Annotated in this window: 17 protein-coding genes; 10 read left to right on the top strand and 7 right to left on the bottom strand. The window is 65.6% G+C overall.

Annotated elements, in window-relative coordinates:
• Window positions 1-120: 120 nt before the first annotated feature.
• The 3 genes from LCM4576_RS05455 to LCM4576_RS05445 form a co-directional block, all read right to left on the bottom strand.
• The gene (locus tag LCM4576_RS05455; RefSeq protein WP_116397881.1) at window positions 121-1,086 is read right to left on the bottom strand and encodes an RNA polymerase sigma factor; all 966 of its coding nucleotides are present in this window, start codon (window positions 1,084-1,086) and stop codon (window positions 121-123) included.
• Window positions 1,087-1,160: 74 nt separating this feature from the next.
• Complete coding sequence (locus LCM4576_RS05450; protein WP_071030889.1) at window positions 1,161-1,781, bottom strand: sulfotransferase family protein; 621 nt, start codon at window positions 1,779-1,781, stop codon at window positions 1,161-1,163.
• 40 nt (window positions 1,782-1,821) lie between these two features.
• Entirely contained in the window at window positions 1,822-2,721 is a 900-nt protein-coding gene (locus LCM4576_RS05445) for a VOC family protein (protein WP_071030888.1), read from the bottom strand.
• A 146-nt stretch (window positions 2,722-2,867) separates the two neighbouring features.
• Here LCM4576_RS05445 and LCM4576_RS05440 point away from each other — a divergent pair, with 146 nt between their 5' ends.
• Entirely contained in the window at window positions 2,868-3,167 is a 300-nt protein-coding gene (locus LCM4576_RS05440; RefSeq protein ID WP_071030887.1) for a hypothetical protein, read from the top strand.
• Between the two features lie 204 nt (window positions 3,168-3,371).
• Entirely contained in the window at window positions 3,372-3,674 is a 303-nt protein-coding gene (locus LCM4576_RS05435; RefSeq protein WP_071030886.1) for an endonuclease domain-containing protein, read from the top strand.
• 104 nt (window positions 3,675-3,778) lie between these two features.
• Here the strand turns inward: LCM4576_RS05435 and LCM4576_RS05430 are convergent, their stop codons facing one another.
• Both LCM4576_RS05430 and LCM4576_RS05425 read right to left on the bottom strand, forming a co-directional pair.
• Entirely contained in the window at window positions 3,779-4,609 is an 831-nt protein-coding gene (locus LCM4576_RS05430; protein WP_071030885.1) for an aldo/keto reductase, read from the bottom strand.
• Between the two features lie 144 nt (window positions 4,610-4,753).
• Window positions 4,754-5,350, bottom strand: coding sequence for a TetR/AcrR family transcriptional regulator (locus tag LCM4576_RS05425; RefSeq protein ID WP_040980590.1), 597 nt, complete (start codon window positions 5,348-5,350; stop codon window positions 4,754-4,756).
• A gap of 382 nt (window positions 5,351-5,732) precedes the next feature.
• Here LCM4576_RS05425 and LCM4576_RS05420 point away from each other — a divergent pair, with 382 nt between their 5' ends.
• From LCM4576_RS05420 to LCM4576_RS05410, 3 genes are read left to right on the top strand one after another with little or no spacing between them, the layout of a single operon-like run.
• Entirely contained in the window at window positions 5,733-6,182 is a 450-nt protein-coding gene (locus LCM4576_RS05420) for a (2Fe-2S)-binding protein (RefSeq protein ID WP_071031001.1), read from the top strand.
• The gene (locus LCM4576_RS05415) at window positions 6,179-7,162 is read left to right on the top strand and encodes a xanthine dehydrogenase family protein subunit M (RefSeq protein ID WP_071030884.1); all 984 of its coding nucleotides are present in this window, start codon (window positions 6,179-6,181) and stop codon (window positions 7,160-7,162) included. Before LCM4576_RS05420 ends, LCM4576_RS05415 begins: the two co-directional genes overlap by 4 nt.
• The gene (locus LCM4576_RS05410) at window positions 7,159-9,453 is read left to right on the top strand and encodes a xanthine dehydrogenase family protein molybdopterin-binding subunit (protein ID WP_071030883.1); all 2,295 of its coding nucleotides are present in this window, start codon (window positions 7,159-7,161) and stop codon (window positions 9,451-9,453) included. The genes LCM4576_RS05415 and LCM4576_RS05410 overlap by 4 nt, the downstream gene beginning before the upstream one ends.
• 253 nt (window positions 9,454-9,706) lie before the next feature.
• On the opposite strand, the gene LCM4576_RS05405 is transcribed toward LCM4576_RS05410, so the two are convergent.
• On the bottom strand, window positions 9,707-10,717 hold the full coding sequence (locus LCM4576_RS05405) for an NAD(P)-dependent alcohol dehydrogenase (RefSeq protein WP_071030882.1): 1,011 nt from the start codon (window positions 10,715-10,717) through the stop codon (window positions 9,707-9,709).
• Window positions 10,718-10,816: 99 nt separating this feature from the next.
• On the opposite strand from LCM4576_RS05405, the gene LCM4576_RS05400 reads away from it, so the two are divergent.
• Window positions 10,817-11,746 carry a LysR family transcriptional regulator gene (locus LCM4576_RS05400; RefSeq protein WP_071030881.1) on the top strand — a complete coding sequence of 310 codons (930 nt, stop codon included), beginning with the start codon at window positions 10,817-10,819 and terminating at the stop codon, window positions 11,744-11,746.
• A gap of 19 nt (window positions 11,747-11,765) precedes the next feature.
• On the opposite strand, the gene LCM4576_RS05395 is transcribed toward LCM4576_RS05400, so the two are convergent.
• A complete protein-coding gene (locus LCM4576_RS05395) occupies window positions 11,766-12,143 on the bottom strand; it encodes an SgcJ/EcaC family oxidoreductase (protein WP_071030880.1) in 378 nt (125 codons plus the stop codon).
• Window positions 12,144-12,282: 139 nt separating this feature from the next.
• Between LCM4576_RS05395 and LCM4576_RS05390 the strand changes: the two genes are divergently transcribed.
• The 4 genes from LCM4576_RS05390 (at window position 12,283) to LCM4576_RS05375 (ending at window position 14,692) form a co-directional block, all read left to right on the top strand.
• Window positions 12,283-12,492 carry a hypothetical protein gene (locus LCM4576_RS05390; protein WP_040980578.1) on the top strand — a complete coding sequence of 70 codons (210 nt, stop codon included), beginning with the start codon at window positions 12,283-12,285 and terminating at the stop codon, window positions 12,490-12,492.
• A gap of 41 nt (window positions 12,493-12,533) precedes the next feature.
• Window positions 12,534-12,911 carry a VOC family protein gene (locus LCM4576_RS05385; RefSeq protein WP_071030879.1) on the top strand — a complete coding sequence of 126 codons (378 nt, stop codon included), beginning with the start codon at window positions 12,534-12,536 and terminating at the stop codon, window positions 12,909-12,911.
• Between the two features lie 152 nt (window positions 12,912-13,063).
• Entirely contained in the window at window positions 13,064-13,567 is a 504-nt protein-coding gene (locus LCM4576_RS05380; protein ID WP_244510645.1) for a hypothetical protein, read from the top strand.
• 282 nt (window positions 13,568-13,849) lie between these two features.
• Window positions 13,850-14,692, top strand: coding sequence for a slipin family protein (locus LCM4576_RS05375; RefSeq protein WP_071030878.1), 843 nt, complete (start codon window positions 13,850-13,852; stop codon window positions 14,690-14,692).
• Window positions 14,693-14,705: the final 13 nt, after the last annotated feature.

Raw genomic sequence — 14,705 nt, 5'->3', positions numbered from 1 at the left:
AAAGCGAACATCGGAATTCCTCCTTGCTTTGGTTGACGCGCCGGTAACCGGCCGCGTGACCCAACAAGGATGATGTGGCGCATCGAAAAGTTCRCCGGGTGGGCGAACCTCACGAAAATGTCATTCCTCGATCCGTTGTGGCCGTTCGGAGGTGTGGATGCGCATCAGACGTACCTGGCGCTCGCCGTGGACCAGGACGACGGCGAAGCTCGGCGGGCAATGGAACGGATTCTCGGGCGGATTGACGAAGTCGCCCTCGAGTACGGTGACGTTGGCGCTGGCCAATGCCCGCACCGGCTCATGGCGAACACCGGCGCCGACATCCTCGTCGATGGCCTCGCCGAAGAGGTGACGCCCGATGCCACGCGGCCCGCCGGCAAAGGCAATGTCGAGGTCCTTGGCATAGTGCTCAAGCACACGCTCCTTGCCGCCATGCTGCAGCGAGCGGTATTCTTCGGTGTAGAAGGCCAGCCGCTCCGCCACGAGCTTCTGATGTGCTCTGTCGGGCAGACCGGCCGATGCCAGCAGCAGCTCCGAAAGCCTGATCTTGGCTTCGGACAGCCGGCTGYGCACGGTGCCAACCGGCACGCCCAGAATGGCGGCAATCTGCTCATAGCCTGGCGAGCTGCCGAAATAGCGCAGCATCACCGTGGCGCGCTGCATTTCCGGCAAATGCGCAAGCGCCGCCCATACCCAATCGCGCAGGTCGCGGCTTTCAATCCGGCTCTCGATGCGCTCCTCGTCGGCAAGTTCGCGAAAGGCACGCTCGGTTTCGGCCGGCCCGGCACGGGGACGGCGACGGCGCAGCGCCATCAGGCAGTGGTTCCTCAAGATCGAATGCAGCCAACCGCCGACGGCGGCGGGATCACGCAGGCTGTGCAAACGGGCAAGCGCGGTAAGAAACGTATCGTGGACGGCGTCCTCGGCATCGCCGGTGTAGCCTAGCATAGACAAGGCGATGGCATGGAGTTGCGGGCGATAGCGCTCGAACAAAAGGCCGAAACCATGTGCTTCGCCAAAGCGCGCCGCTGTCACCAGAGCCGCATCGAGTTGGCTCTCGGAGAGATTAAAACCAGCTTGTCCCATAAGTTGTCCCCTGCCCTGATCGCATCGCAAAGGACAGGATGCGGTGAAAGAGCGGAAAGTTCGGATGCCTCCGTTCATCGATTCGAGCTTGCCTCATTCAACGACAGCGCCGACCGGAACTCCTGCGTGGTGTTGCGGGCGGGATAGGGTTCGTCCGGCACGGGAACCCCGAGATGGGCGCAAAGCGGCGCCCAGCCGTCGCCGAGCTTGTGGACCAGAAGGCGCTCCGCCGGCACCGTATTCAGCACGGCCTCGACATTGGCCTCATAGACCGCGATCGCGCGCGTGCGATCCTGTGGGCATCCCCCGAAGACTTGGTTGGCGACGAGCGCGATGCCCAGCGACTCCTGGTCCGTGCTGCCGATGATCGCGGGCAGAATGGTCCTTTCGAAACTCTCCCACCAGCTTTCGGGCGAGCGCCAGGTGAGAATGACGCGCGCCTGCGGATAGACTTCGATCAGCTCACGCCAGTAGAACGCCGAGGGCCAGTCGACGCAGGATTTGTATCCGGCGAAGAGTTGGGCCCAGTCGGGCGCCCCGCCCCTGGCCAGCGCCCGCCAAAGCCGCTTCTGCTCCGCATGCGCCATCACCTCAGACATATGATGGCAAGGACCGAAGCCGAGCATGGTCAGTGCCTCGCGCATCGAATCCGTGCCCGTCCGGCCGAAGCCGGTTCCAATCACCATCAGCGACATTTCCCCCTCCTCTGCTTCTCCTCATCTTCAAACGCTGCGGTCAATCTCCGTGGACCACGAAACGCAAGCGGTTGCCTTCCGGATCGCCRCTCGAGATGACACGACCGTCCCTTTTCGCTGGTATGTCGGCCGCCTCGAGCCTCCGCTCGACGGCGGCGAGTTCCTGCGCCGAGCCAAGTTCGATGGTGAAATGGTCAAGACCGGCGGCATTCGGCGGCGGCTCGCGCAGCTCGTCGCGCGCCCAGATGTTGAAGGCCACCATATGGGCTCGGCGCTCGGTGCCGCAGTCGAACATGCCGAAGGTCCGGGACTGGATATGCGGCCGGAAGCCGAGCACGCCGAGATAGAATTTCATCAGCATCTCCGGCGCGCGGGCACGCAAATGGATATGGCCGATAAAGGCATCCCGCGCCATCTTCGGCTCGACATGGCCGGAATTGCCGAGGTCGCGCAACAGGCCCGACACGTCCAGCGGCTCGAGCCCCGAATGCGCGCCGCCGTCGGCGGCGATCAACGCCACGCGGCCGCTGGGCGATACTTCTTGGCGCAGCAAGCGTTCCGGCGTGTCGAAGCAGATCTCGATGCCGTTGCCGGATGGGTCGGAGACGTAGAGCGATTCCGAAACAAGGTGGTCCTGGGCGCTGTACCGCAAGCCAGATGCCTTGAGACGGGCGGCCGTATGCGCCAGATCGCGGCGGCTGGTGACGTGGATGGCGACATGAAAGAGACCGCGCGCCTTCTGCGGCAGCGGCGTCTCCGCGCCGGCATGGAGCACGATCAGCGTCCGTCCGCCGGCGCCAAGTCCCGCCATGACGGCGTCCTCGCCAAGCAGCGCCAACCCAAGGACGTCGCGCCAGACATTCAGGGCCGCCGGCACATCGGTCACCCTGAGATGGACCGGCCCGAGACGGGTCAATGGAGACAGCAATCCTTCATCCATCGTCGTCTGTCCGATTGCGGCCAAGGGCATATTAGCTGTTAATGAAACAACTGTCGCGCTCCAAGTTCGGGTTGACCCCTTCCCAGCGGGCGGCGACTATTGCGACGGCCGGTTTTTCTGGACTTGGTTCAGCAGGAGGAGATCGCATGGACGAAACCGAGCAGTGGCRCAACATGGCGAGCGCGCCGCGGGACGGCAGCCGCATCCTGGTGACGGTGCGCTCGTCCGAACAGGGACCGGCCGAGGTCGACATGGCCTATTGGTCGCGCGCCGACCAGTTCGGAGAGGAGGGCTGGCGGGCGTCGGACTCCTCGCCTGGCCGCATCGTCGAATATGCCGAGCCGGAGTTGCGATGCTGGATGCCGCTGCCCACCGCCGGACGCGGGTCAATGCCGACGCCGTGGGAAGGCGATGACGTGCCGCTGGTGGATGGCGAGGGGATTTAGGCGGCCTCCCGGCGGTTGGCGAAAGCYGACACGACGTCTAATCTCCCCCCAAGTGGGCCCAAGTGGGGAGATGTCCGGCAGGACAGAGGGGGGCGCCGTAGAGTAAAGACCTCGGCGAACACCGTCAGGTTCAAACGGCTCCAGCGATGACCCAGACGCCTCTGCCGCCACGACACCGGGCCAATGCAAAGTCGATGCGTCGTCATGACCGATGCCGAACTGAAGCTCCGGAACGAGCTTCGCGCACACCGATTGATGGGACTTTGTTTCCGTAGGCAGTATCCGATAGCGGGCTATATCGTCGACTTCGTTTGCCCGGAGAAAAGGCTTCTTATCGAGATCGACGGCTCGCAGCATGGCGATGGCCGTGTTGCCGAAGCTGATGCGCTGCGGACGAGACGTCTCGAAGAGGATGGCTGGGCCGTCTTGCGGTTCTGGAACGACGATGTGATCCGCGACATCGACAATGTCTGCCAGCACATTGTTATCGTCTCTGGAGTTGGCTGATCCGACCTGAGAGGCTGGCGGGACAGCGCCCCCCTCTGTCCTGCCGGACATCTCCCCCTARGGGGAGATTGGCAGCTTCGATGCCGGCTCCCCCTATCAGAGCGCTAAAACAAAAACGCCGCCGTCGCCGGATCAGGTCCGGTGCGGCCGTCGGCGGAATCCAGGCCACGGATGGTCTGCATGTCGTTCGCGTCGAGCTCGAAGTCGAAGACATTGAAATTGCCGGCGATGCGCTCCTGGTGGATCGACTTCGGGATGACGATCAGCCCTTCCTGCAAATGCCAGCGGATGATCACCTGCGCCACCGACTTGCCGTRCTTCTTCGCCAGCGTCTCCAGCGTCGGGTCGGAAAGCAGCCGGCCGCTGCCCAGCGGGCTCCAGCTTTCGATGTGGATGTTGTGCTTCTTGTGGAAGTCGCGCTTGTCGCGCTGCTGGAAGCGCGGGTGCAGTTCGATCTGGTTGACGACGGGCGTCACGCCGGTCTCGCCGATGATGCGCTCCAGATGGTCCTGGTTGAAGTTCGAGACGCCGACCGACTTGATGCGCCCGGCCTTCTGCAGCTCGACCAGCGTCTTCCAGGCCTCGACATATTTATTCTGGCTGGGCACGGGCCAGTGGATGAGGAAGAGGTCGACCTGATCGATACCGAGCTTCCGCATCGTGTCGTCGAAGGCGCGCAGCGCTGCATCACGCTGGTGCGCGCCGTTGCGCAGCTTGGAGGTGATGAAGAGTTCGGATCGCGGCACGCCGGCGGCGCGGATCGCCTCGCCAACGCCTTCCTCGTTGCGATAACCCTCGGCGGTATCGATCAGGCGGTAGCCGGCCTCGATCCCCCAGCCCACGACTTCTAACGTGATATCCGGATCGACCTGCCACACGCCGAGCCCGATCTGCGGGACGGTCGAGCCGTCGTTGAGTTTGAGCTGTTCGGGCATGGAAGGTTCCTTTTGGGAGGGAGGTGGTGCCGACTATGTAGGCCGCAGGGCGAGGAATGCCAGTCGGGAGATGTTGGCGGAACAGCACCCCCTCTGGCCTGCCGGCCATCTCCCTGCAAGGCGGAGATCGGCAGCTTCGGCGCCTCAGCCTCTCGCCCCGAACCGCAGCCCGTCCATCAAGAGCTTCACCAGCCGTCCCGAACGCTCGCGCCAGTCGGGCGTGTTGGGCGCGGAGTAGATGCCGCCCAGCGCGTGCATCACATCGGAGGCATCGACATCGGCGCGGATCTTCCCTGAGGCGGCGGCCGCCTCGATAAGGCCGCGCATGGCGCCCGAGACGCGGCCGGAGGTGTCGGAGAACAGCGTCGAGTTGGTGGTGAGCAGGACCCGCAGGCTGGTGGCAAGGCCTCGCTTGGTGGCGATGTAGTCGACGAAGCGCTGCATCCAGAGTTCCAGCGCGACATCGGCCGGGTGCTCRTTGGCGAGCTCCTCGGCCGCATGGCAGAGCCCTTCCACCTCGCGACGGTAGACCACTTCGACCAGATGCTCGCGCGTCGGAAAATGGCGGTAGAGCGTGCCGATGCCGACCCCTGCCCGCCTGGCGATCTCCTCCAGGGAGGCATCGACGCCGTCGCTCGCAAACATTTGCGCCGCCACTTCGACCAGCCTGTCGCGGTTGCGCTGCGCGTCCGCGCGCAACGGCCTTTGGGCCGGCGCGTCACGCGTCGCTTCAGTGGTCATTTCGGGCTCGGGCACTTTTTTCTCCACCAACACGATATGGGGGGTTGAACCATGGCTGGCCAGACCCCAACTAAACAAACGGAGGCACCTCCGCTTTAGTGGRGTGCTTTATCATATAACCAAGGAAAGCGGTATGTCACGTGCTGATGAGAACGTGATCTCCCCCCAAGCGCGGGCGATTAGCTGTCCCCACGCCTTGCCCCTCTCCTCGCAAGTTCCATTTCCATCCTAGCGTCCAGCAATCGGAGCCCGACGCCCCATGACAAGTGAAATCCACACAGGCCAGACCATCATCGATCCTCCCGAAGACGGCCATTTCAGGAATGGCGTTGCCACCAACGGCTTAACCCCCAGCCCCACCACCCTTTCCCTCCATCTCACCATCAACGGCCGCGACCATGCGCTCGAGATCGAGCCGCGCGTGACTCTGCTCGACGCGCTGCGCGAGCGGCTTGCGCTGACCGGCACCAAGAAGGGCTGCGACCAGGGCCAGTGCGGCGCCTGCACCGTCCATGTCGACGGCGAGCGCGTGCTCGCCTGCCTGACGCTGRCCGCCCAGGTCGAGGGCCGCTCGATCACGACCATCGAGGGGCTCGCCGACGAGGACGGCACGCTGCACGCCGTGCAAGCCGCCTTCCTCGAGCAGGATGCCTTCCAGTGCGGCTACTGCACGCCGGGACAGATCATGTCGGCGGTGGYCTGCATCCGCGAAGGCCATGCCGGCTCCGACGAGGAAATCCGCGAATACATGGCCGGGAACCTGTGCCGCTGCGGCGCCTATCCGCACATCGTCGCCGCCGTCCGCCAGGCCGCCCAGGAGCTACGCCCATGAGAGATTTTTCCTACCTTCGCGCCGATAGCATCGAGGCCGCGCGCAACGCCGCCGCCCTTCCCGGCGCCATGCTTCTTGCCGGCGGCACGACGCTGATCGACCTCGCCAAATGCGGCGTCGCCGAACCCGCCACCGTCATCGACATCAGCCACATCGAAGGGCTGAACGCCGTCGATGTTACCGCCGACCGCGCCCTGATCGGCGCGCTCGCGAAGATGAGCCATGTCGCCGACCATGCCGAAGTGAAGAGCTTGTTTCCGGCGGTCTCGGAAGCGCTTTGGCAGGCTGCGTCGGCGCAATTGCGCAACATGGCGACCATCGGCGGCAACCTGATGCAGCGCACGCGCTGCCCCTATTTCCGCGATCCCACCAATTTCCCGGCCTGCAACAAGCGCTCGCCCGGCAGCGGCTGCTCGGCGATCGGCGGCGTGACGCGCGGCCATGCGGTGCTTGGCACCAGCGAGGCCTGCATCGCCACCTATCCGGGCGATCTCGCCGTCGCGCTCGTCGCCTTCGACGCCGAGGTCGATCTCGGCGAGCGCAAGCTCAAGGTCGAGGACTTCTTCCTCGCGCCCGGCGCGACGGCCGAACAGGAGCACGATATCCGCCCCGGCGAGGTGATCACGGCCATCGAAATCCCCGGCTCGGCCGCGGCCAGGCGCTCGACCTATCTGAAAGCCCGCGACCGTCAATCCTACGAATTCGCGGCGGCAAGCGCAGCGGTCGGGCTGGAGCTCGAAGGCGACGGCCRCACCGTCCGCGACATCCGCGTCGCGCTCGGCGGCGTCGCGACGAAGCCGTGGCGGGCGCGCGCCGTCGAGGACGCGCTGAAGGGTAAAGCGCTTGACGAAGCGACGATCCGCGAGGCGAGCGAGCTCGCCATGGAAGGCGCCGTCGACCATGGCGCCAACCACTACAAGATCGCATTGGCGCCGCGCGTGATCGCGCGCGCCATCCTCAAATTGGGAGAGACGGCATGACCGTTCATGACATGAAACACGCAGCGTCGGACAGCGCGCGCCTCGAAGCGGTCGGCGGACGCCTGTCGCGCGTCGACGGCCCCGCCAAGATCACCGGCGCGGCGCATTACGCCTTCGAGCAGCAGCTCGAAGGGTTGACGCATGCGGTGCTGGTCGGCGCAACCATCGCCGCAGGCAAGGTGACGGCGATCGACACGCGCGCGGCAGAGACCGCGCCGGGCGTGCTTGCCGTGCTGACGCCCGACACCATCATGGCGCTGAAGGGGGCGTCGGACTGGTTCGGCAACCCGCCGGCGCTGTCGACCTACTGCCCTCTCGCCCGCGAGGTCACTTTTTCCGGCCAGCATGTCGCGGCGGTGGTGGCCGAGACCTTCGAGCAGGCGGTGGCGGCTGCCGCACTCGTCAAGGTCTGGTACGACGAGACGCCTGCCATCGTCGACTTGAGCGACGGCAAGGCCGGCGACGGCATCCCGATAGACGCCATGACCAAGGAATGGGGCGACGCGCAAGCCGCCTTCGCCGCGGCACCCGTGCGCATCTGCGCGGCCTACAACACGCCGCGTGAGTTCCAGGCGGCGATGGAGCCGCATGGGCTGATCGCGCGCTGGGAAGGCGACGAACTGACCATCTGGGAGCCCAGCCAATGGCTCGATGGCATGGCGCGCACCTATGCCGAATGGTTCAGTGTGCCGTTCGAGAATGTGCGGCTGGTCTCGCCCTATATCGGCGGCGGTTTTGGCTCCAAGGCGCTGGCCCTCGCCCACAGCGCGGTGGCGGCGGCGGCAGCCAGGATGCTCGGACGGCCGGTGAAGCTGGTGCTCAACCGCCCGCAGAATTTCACGTCCTATGGCGGCCGCGCGGCGACGAGACAAACAGTGGCGATCGGTGCCGACAGGGACGGCAAGATCCAGTCGATCGTGCATCGCGGCGTCAATGAGACGGCCGTCGACGGCATGTGGGTCGAGCCGCTCGGCTCCGTCACCTCGATCATGTACGCCACGCCCAACTTCTCCTCGAAGCAGAATGTGGTGCGGGTCAACACGGTGGTGCCGGGCGCCAAGCGCGCGCCGGGCGAGAACCCGAGCGCCTTCGGTATCGAATGCGCCATCGACGAGCTCGCTTATGAGCTTGGGCTGGATCCGCTGGAGATGCGGCTGATCAACTATGCCGAACAGGACCCGCACGCGAAGAAGGCGTGGTCGACGCGCCAGTTGCGCGAGGCCTTTGCCGCCGGCGCAGAGGCCTTCGGCTGGGCGAAGCGCAGCAATGCGCCGCGTTCGATGCGCGAGGACCGCCAGCTCATCGGCTGGGGCGTCGCCGCAGGCACTTATCCGGTGCGGCGCGCGCATGGCGAGGCGGTGGTGAATATCCTCGCCGACGGTTCGGTCGAGGTCGAAAGCTCCTCCATCGACATGGGCCAGGGCACCTACACGATCCTGGCGCAGACCGCCGCCGAGACGCTCGGCGTGCCGGTTAGCCAAGTGTCGGTGAAGCTGGGGGATTCCCACTTCGCCCGTGCCGGCGTCACCGGCGGCTCGCGGCTGGCCGGCGTCATGACAGGCGCCGTCCACAAGGCGGCGGGCCAGGCGCTGGACGAGCTGATCGGGCTGGCGCTTTCCGACCCGCGCTYGCCGTTCCATCGGCTGCAGGCGAACACGCTTGTCGTGAAGGACGGCCGCATCGCATCGCCGCGCGGCGAAGGGCCAGAGCTGTCGATCGCCGAACTCATGAGCGTCGTCGGCCGCGAGCGGATCGAGGCCAAGGGCGACACGCTGCCGGCCAGCACGACCCCGGAGGAGCGCTACGCGAACTATACGACCATCGCCAAGTCGATCCCACACACCGAGGGCGACTATTCACGCCATTCCTGGTGCGCGCATTTCGTCGAGGTGCGCGTCGACGAGGACTTCGGCACGGTGCGCGTGTCGCGCGTCRTCTCGGCGCTGGATTCGGGCCGGCTCTACAACCCCAAGCTGGCGGAGAGCCAGTGGAAGGGCGGCATCATCATGGGCATCGRCCAGGCGCTGCTCGAGGAAGGCATCGTCGACCGCCGCCATGGCCGCATCGTCAACGGCAATTTCGCCGATTATATGCTGCCGACCAATGCCGACATTCCCGACATCCAGACGATCTCGGTCGGCATCCCCGACCCGCACTCCTCCGCCMTCGGCGGCAAGGGCGTTGGCGAACTCGGCATCGTCGGGGTTGCGCCGGCGATCGCCAACGCGGTGTTCCACGCGACGGGGAAGCGGGTGCGGGATCTGCCGATTACCTTGGAGAAGCTGATTTAGGGAGCACTGTCGGCTGAGCGCGTAATCTCCCCCCTTGTGGGGGAGATGGCCGGCAGGCCAGAGGGGGGCGCTGTCCCGCCGGCGTCCTAAGGCTTGGGTTCCTCGCCTCCGCCGAAGGCGGGGAGAGATGTCAGCGAAGCGGCGGAGAGGGGGCCTTCGTAGGGCGCTCCCCCTCTCCGTCTCGGCTTCGCCGAGYCACCTCTCCCCCACTTCGTGGGGGCGAGGAAACTACGTCTTGCGACGTCTGCCCTTCCTACCAATCCAGCCCGAACACCAGCTTGCCGAAATGCAGGCCGCCGGCGGCCATGTGGGTATACGCTTCCGTCGCCTCTTCTTGCGAAAACACCTTGTCGACTACCGGCTCGATCTGGGCGGCGCCAATGGCGCGGGCGGCGTCGCGCAGGTCGGACACCGATCCGGTGTTGTTGCCCACCACCTTCAGCGCCTTGATGATAATCGGCAGCAGGTTGACCGTTGCCTCGGGGCCGGTGACGAAGCCGATGGTGAACAGCGTGCCGCCGGGGGCGGTGGCGTTGACCGCTCGGGCAAAGGTGGCGGTGCCGCCGGTCTCGACGATAAGGTCGGCGCCGAGGCCATCGGTCAATTCCAGCACCTTGCCGTCCCAGTCCGGCGTCGAGCGGTAGTTGATCAGGTGATCGGCGCCGAGCGCCTTGGCCCGCTCCAGCTTCTCGTCCGAAGACGAGGTGATGATCACGGTGGCGCCGGCCGCCTTGGCGAGTTGCAGCGTGAAGATCGAAACCCCGCCGGTGCCGAGCAGCACGACGACCGATCCCGGCCCGACATCGGCGGCGCGGATCGCGTTCCAGGCGGTGGTGCCGGCGATGGGCAGCGTCGAGGCCGCCTCGAAGGAAAGATGGGCCGGCACCGGCACGACCGAATTGGCCGGCAGCGCGACATATTCGGCGAGCGATCCGGGCAGCGAGATGCCGCGCATCTGCGTCATCTCAAAGGGGCGCGGCCGCCCGCCGATCCAGCGCGGCTTGGCATGGGCGAGAACGCGGTCGCCGACAGCGAACCGAGTGACGCCCTCGCCGAGCGCGACGATCTCGCCGGCGCCGTCGGCCACGGGTATGAGCGGGAAAACCGGTCCGGGATAGTTGCCGCTCGCCACAGCGATATCGACGAAATTCAGGCTCGCTGCGCGTTGGCGGATCAGCACCTCGCCGCGCTGCGGTTCGGGGGTGGCGACACTTGCGGCGCGGAAGGCGTCGAGCCTGGGCTGGCTGAGTTCAATGGCTTTCATGGGGTTCACTCCGGATGTGGTCGATTGACGGTTGAGTGAACCTATCTGCTGCGCTACAGCTCGATAATTATCGGCTTTTGCATTTTAGTGTTGCAAATCATGCAGCAATCCCATGAACCCGCCGCCCTTGCCGAAATGGCCGCCTTCGCGGCCGTAGCCGAGGCGCGTTCCTTCACCCGGGCGGCGGCAAGAGTCGGGCGCGACGCGACCATCCTGTCGCGCCGCCTGCAATCGCTGGAGGAGCGGCTAGGGGTGCGGCTGTTGCACCGCACGACGCGCAGCGTGTCGCTGACCGAGGCGGGCGCGGAATTCCTGGTCCGCGTGCGCGCCATCCTGGCCTCCGTCAACGAGGCTGAAGCCGCCGCCTCCGCCCATGCCGGCGGCCGGCCGCGCGGGCTGCTCAGGCTGGCGCTGCCCGGCACGTTTGGGCGCATGTGGATAGCACCGTTCCTGCCGCAGTTCCTCGCCGAGTTCCCGGATCTGCGCATCGAAGCAGAGTTCTCCAACCGCTTCGCCGATCTTGTCGCGGAGAATTTCGACGTTGCCGTCCGGCTGGGCAGCCTGGAGGATTCACGCCTGGTGGCGCGCAAGGTAGCGACGCGGCGCCGGCTTCTCTGCGCCGCCCCGTCCTACCTCGCCCGAAGGGGCAGGCCGGAGACACCGCAGGCGCTGCTCGAGCATTCCTGCCTCGGCTTCACCGGCTTTCAGACCTTTCCTGCCTGGGAGATGACCGACCGCCAGGGYCGGCGCGTGCGCGTCGAGGTTTCGGGACCGCTGGTCAGCGACGACGCCGAGGTGCTGGTCGAGGCCGCCGTGCAGGGCGTCGGCCTAATGATGAGCACCGACTGGCTGGTCGGACGCGAGCTCGCCAGCGGCCGACTGGTGCCGATCCTGGAAGACTGGACGCTGGCCGACGAGGGCGCGGTCTATGTCGTCACGCCCTCGGCCAAGGGCCAGGCCGCCAAGACCCGCGCCTTCGCCGACTGGATCGGCAAGCGATTGTCGCCCGAGCCGCCCTGGCGGCGGTGAGGATCGCGGCAAACCCGCGCTACCCGGCCAGCAAGTTTGCATCCCGCGCCAGCCGCCAGCGCCCGTCCCGCTCCTTGCGCAGCAGCGTCAGCGTGTAGCCGGAGCGCTGCACCGGCTCACCGCCCGGCGGCGTCGCCGTCATGTCGATGCGGTTGCGGATATAGGCCCAGTCGCCGAGAAGCTTCAGCTCGACGATCTCGCTCACGCCGTCGACCTTTGTCTTGCCCATGCCTTCGAAGGCGGCGGCGAAGRCTTGCTTGCCGAACGGCTCCTTTCCGGGAACCATGAAGACGACGTCGTCCGTCATCAGCGCGAGCACGGTCTCCAGATCGCCCTTGCGGCTCGCAACCATCCATGTCTCGACCACCTGTCGGATCGCGGCCTCGTCGTCGGTCATTGCCTGGCTCCTTGCAGTTCTACGGCGGTTGGTTCGCTCAACAGGTGGCGCGGCTGCCRCCGCCGACAATGCCTGGGGACGGAACCCGCCGTCCCTCGCCCGCGTTTGCAACGGATCACTGCACGCATGGAGACGGACGATGGCAAGCGCAGCCGACCGCGATCCGCGGCACCACACGCAGAAAATGCAGAAAGCCTTCCAGGAGATTCAGGATCACCTGCGGGAAGACATCACGAAGGTCGATGAACCCCAGTTGAAGGCGATGTTCGAAACGTCGGCGGAGGTCCTGGGCGGCCTGATCAAGGCATTCAGGGACTATGAGCAAAAAAACGAGGCAGCCTGGCGGTAAGCCCACTAGACTGGCCCGTCCGTTCACGCAAAAGGCAAGCTATGTCCACGACTGTAAATGTCCGCTACATGGTCAACGATGTCGATGAAGCCTTAGCCTGGTACACGAAGCATCTGGGCTTCACGCAGCTTTCCAACCATGCGCCAGCATTCGCAGATGTCACGAGGGGAGCGCTTCGGCTACTCCTCAGCGGTCCGACCAGTTCGGCGGGCCGGCCGATGCCCGATGGCGAGCGGCCAAGCCCCGGCGGCTGGAACCGCATTCACCTGATCGTCGAGGATATTGCGGCGGAGGTTGCCCGGCTGCGGGCAGCGGGCCTCAGCTTCCGCAATGAAATCGTGACGGGACCGGGCGGCTCGCAGATCCTGCTTGTCGATCCTTCCGGCAATCTGGTGGAACTGTTCCAGYCGGCCAAGTGAGCGCAATTTGGCGTGGGGCGAGCGACAGATCACTCCGCCCGCACCAGATTCCGCTTTGATTGGCGAAACGAGCCTATAGGTGTCGCCGCCATAAAGGCTATCGCCAGGCTTTTTGTTTTGTATGATCCGGCAACACCACGCGGAGAAGGATCATGCGACGCATCCCGGCAGAACTCGTCCTTGCATTTTTCCTCCCCGCCGCATTGCCGGTCGCCTTCCCTGCTTATGCCGCGTCTTGCGCCTGGTCCGCCAAGATGGAGGAGGACGAAGGCGGCAGYGTGATGATGGYTTCGGTCTGCAGCGGACGGYAGGGCGACGCGCATCTGATGCTCGCCTGTTTCGGCAAGCCGGTGCTGAGCTACGATCCGGGCGCCGCCGGCGGGCAGCTCGAGCCCGGCATTAGCGCGGATTTCACCTTCAAGGCCGGCGGCAAGAGCCTGACCAAAAAACTCGAGCTCGAGGCGATGTATAACTACTTCACGACCGAGCTCTCCGGCCCCGCCGACCCGCTGCTGGCGCTCCTGCGCGGCAAGGGCGAGGTGATGGTCTCGGCCGATAAATACGGCGTGGCGAGCTTCCCCCTGAAAGGCTCAGGTGCTGCGATCGGCAAGGTGCTGGCCGAATGTGGCAAGGGTTCTGGGGGCGAAGCGGATTGAGGCGTGGCGCCGATCTCCCCTTGAGGGGGAGAAAACGATTTCAGCATCTTAGCGAAGCGACAAGCCCGCTCGCAAATGCAGGAAAATGGGGGAGATTGAGCCCATGGCGAACCTCTCGCTCCGCACCATATAACTCCGTGCCGGCGATGATTGTCCTCGCGACAAGCGTGATCGATCCCACAGATGCCGGCCAGGCAGTCCATCCCGGGCCGCCGACGCTCCTCGCGAGGCCCGTTGCGGCATCGCGCGACCTGCAACCGGCCGCGACAAGGAGCCATTTTGATGAATCCGATCACCCTTTTCCTCACCGCCGTCTTCGCGCTCGTCGGCGTCGGCATCGGCGCGCTGGCCGGGCCGTGGGCGGGCGCGCCTTTCTTCGTCATCGCGGTACTGATCGCCGCCTCGCTGAAGATGGCCAACACCTGGCAGAGATTCGTCGTGCTGCGCGCCGGCAACCTGCTCGGCGTGCGCGGCCCCGGCCTGTTCATGATCGTCCCCGTCCTCGATAACGTCGTGGCCGTCATCGACCAGCGCATCCAGACCACCGCCTTCAACGCAGAGGAGGCGTTGACCAAGGATACGGTGCCGGTCAATGTCGATGCGGTCATCTTCTGGCATGTGCATGATGCGCGCCAGGCGGCGCTTGAAATCACCAACTACCGCGAAGGGATCGACCGCGTGGCGCAGACCTCGCTGCGCGAGATGATCGGCTCCTCGATGCTGTCCTCGATGCTGTCTAACCGCAAGGCGGCGGATGAGCATCTGYGCGACGTCATCGGCGCCAAGACGGCACAATGGGGCATCACGGTGATGTCGGTCGAGATCCGTGACGTCGCGATTCCCGTCGCGCTGCAGGACGCCATGTCGCGCCAGGCRCAGGCCGAGCGCGAGAAGGAAGCTCGCGTCATCCTCGGTTCGGCGGAGGCGGAAGTCGCAGCCAAATTCGTCGAGGCCGCCACCACCTATGCCGACCATCCGGCCGCGCTTCAGCTGCGCGCCATGAACATCATCTATGAGACGACCAAGGAACGCGGCGCCACCATCCTGATTCCGACCGGCCTGGTGGACAGCCTCAACCCGGCGGCCGCCCTGGTTCAGACCGGCGTGCTCAAAAGCGCTGCGTAAAGAAACTACGGGA

The organism is Mesorhizobium sp. LCM 4576 (assembly GCF_001854815.1).
GTDB classification, from domain to species: Bacteria; Pseudomonadota; Alphaproteobacteria; order Rhizobiales; family Rhizobiaceae; genus Mesorhizobium; species Mesorhizobium plurifarium.
Note: the sequence above shows the minus strand (reverse complement) of the source record. Positions and strands in the feature narration are given on the sequence as shown.

Bases quoted from the DNA above. Each gene is read 5' to 3' on its own strand.
- LCM4576_RS05450 (WP_071030889.1), bottom strand. From the start codon at position 1,781: ATGTCGCTGATGGTGATTGGAACCGGCTTCGGCCGGACGGGCACGGAT.
- LCM4576_RS05435 (WP_071030886.1), top strand. From the start codon at position 3,372: ATGACCGATGCCGAACTGAAGCTCCGGAACGAGCTTCGCGCACACCGA.
- LCM4576_RS05405 (WP_071030882.1), bottom strand. From the start codon at position 10,717: ATGAAAGCCATTGAACTCAGCCAGCCCAGGCTCGACGCCTTCCGCGCC.
- LCM4576_RS05390 (WP_040980578.1), top strand. From the start codon at position 12,283: ATGGCAAGCGCAGCCGACCGCGATCCGCGGCACCACACGCAGAAAATG.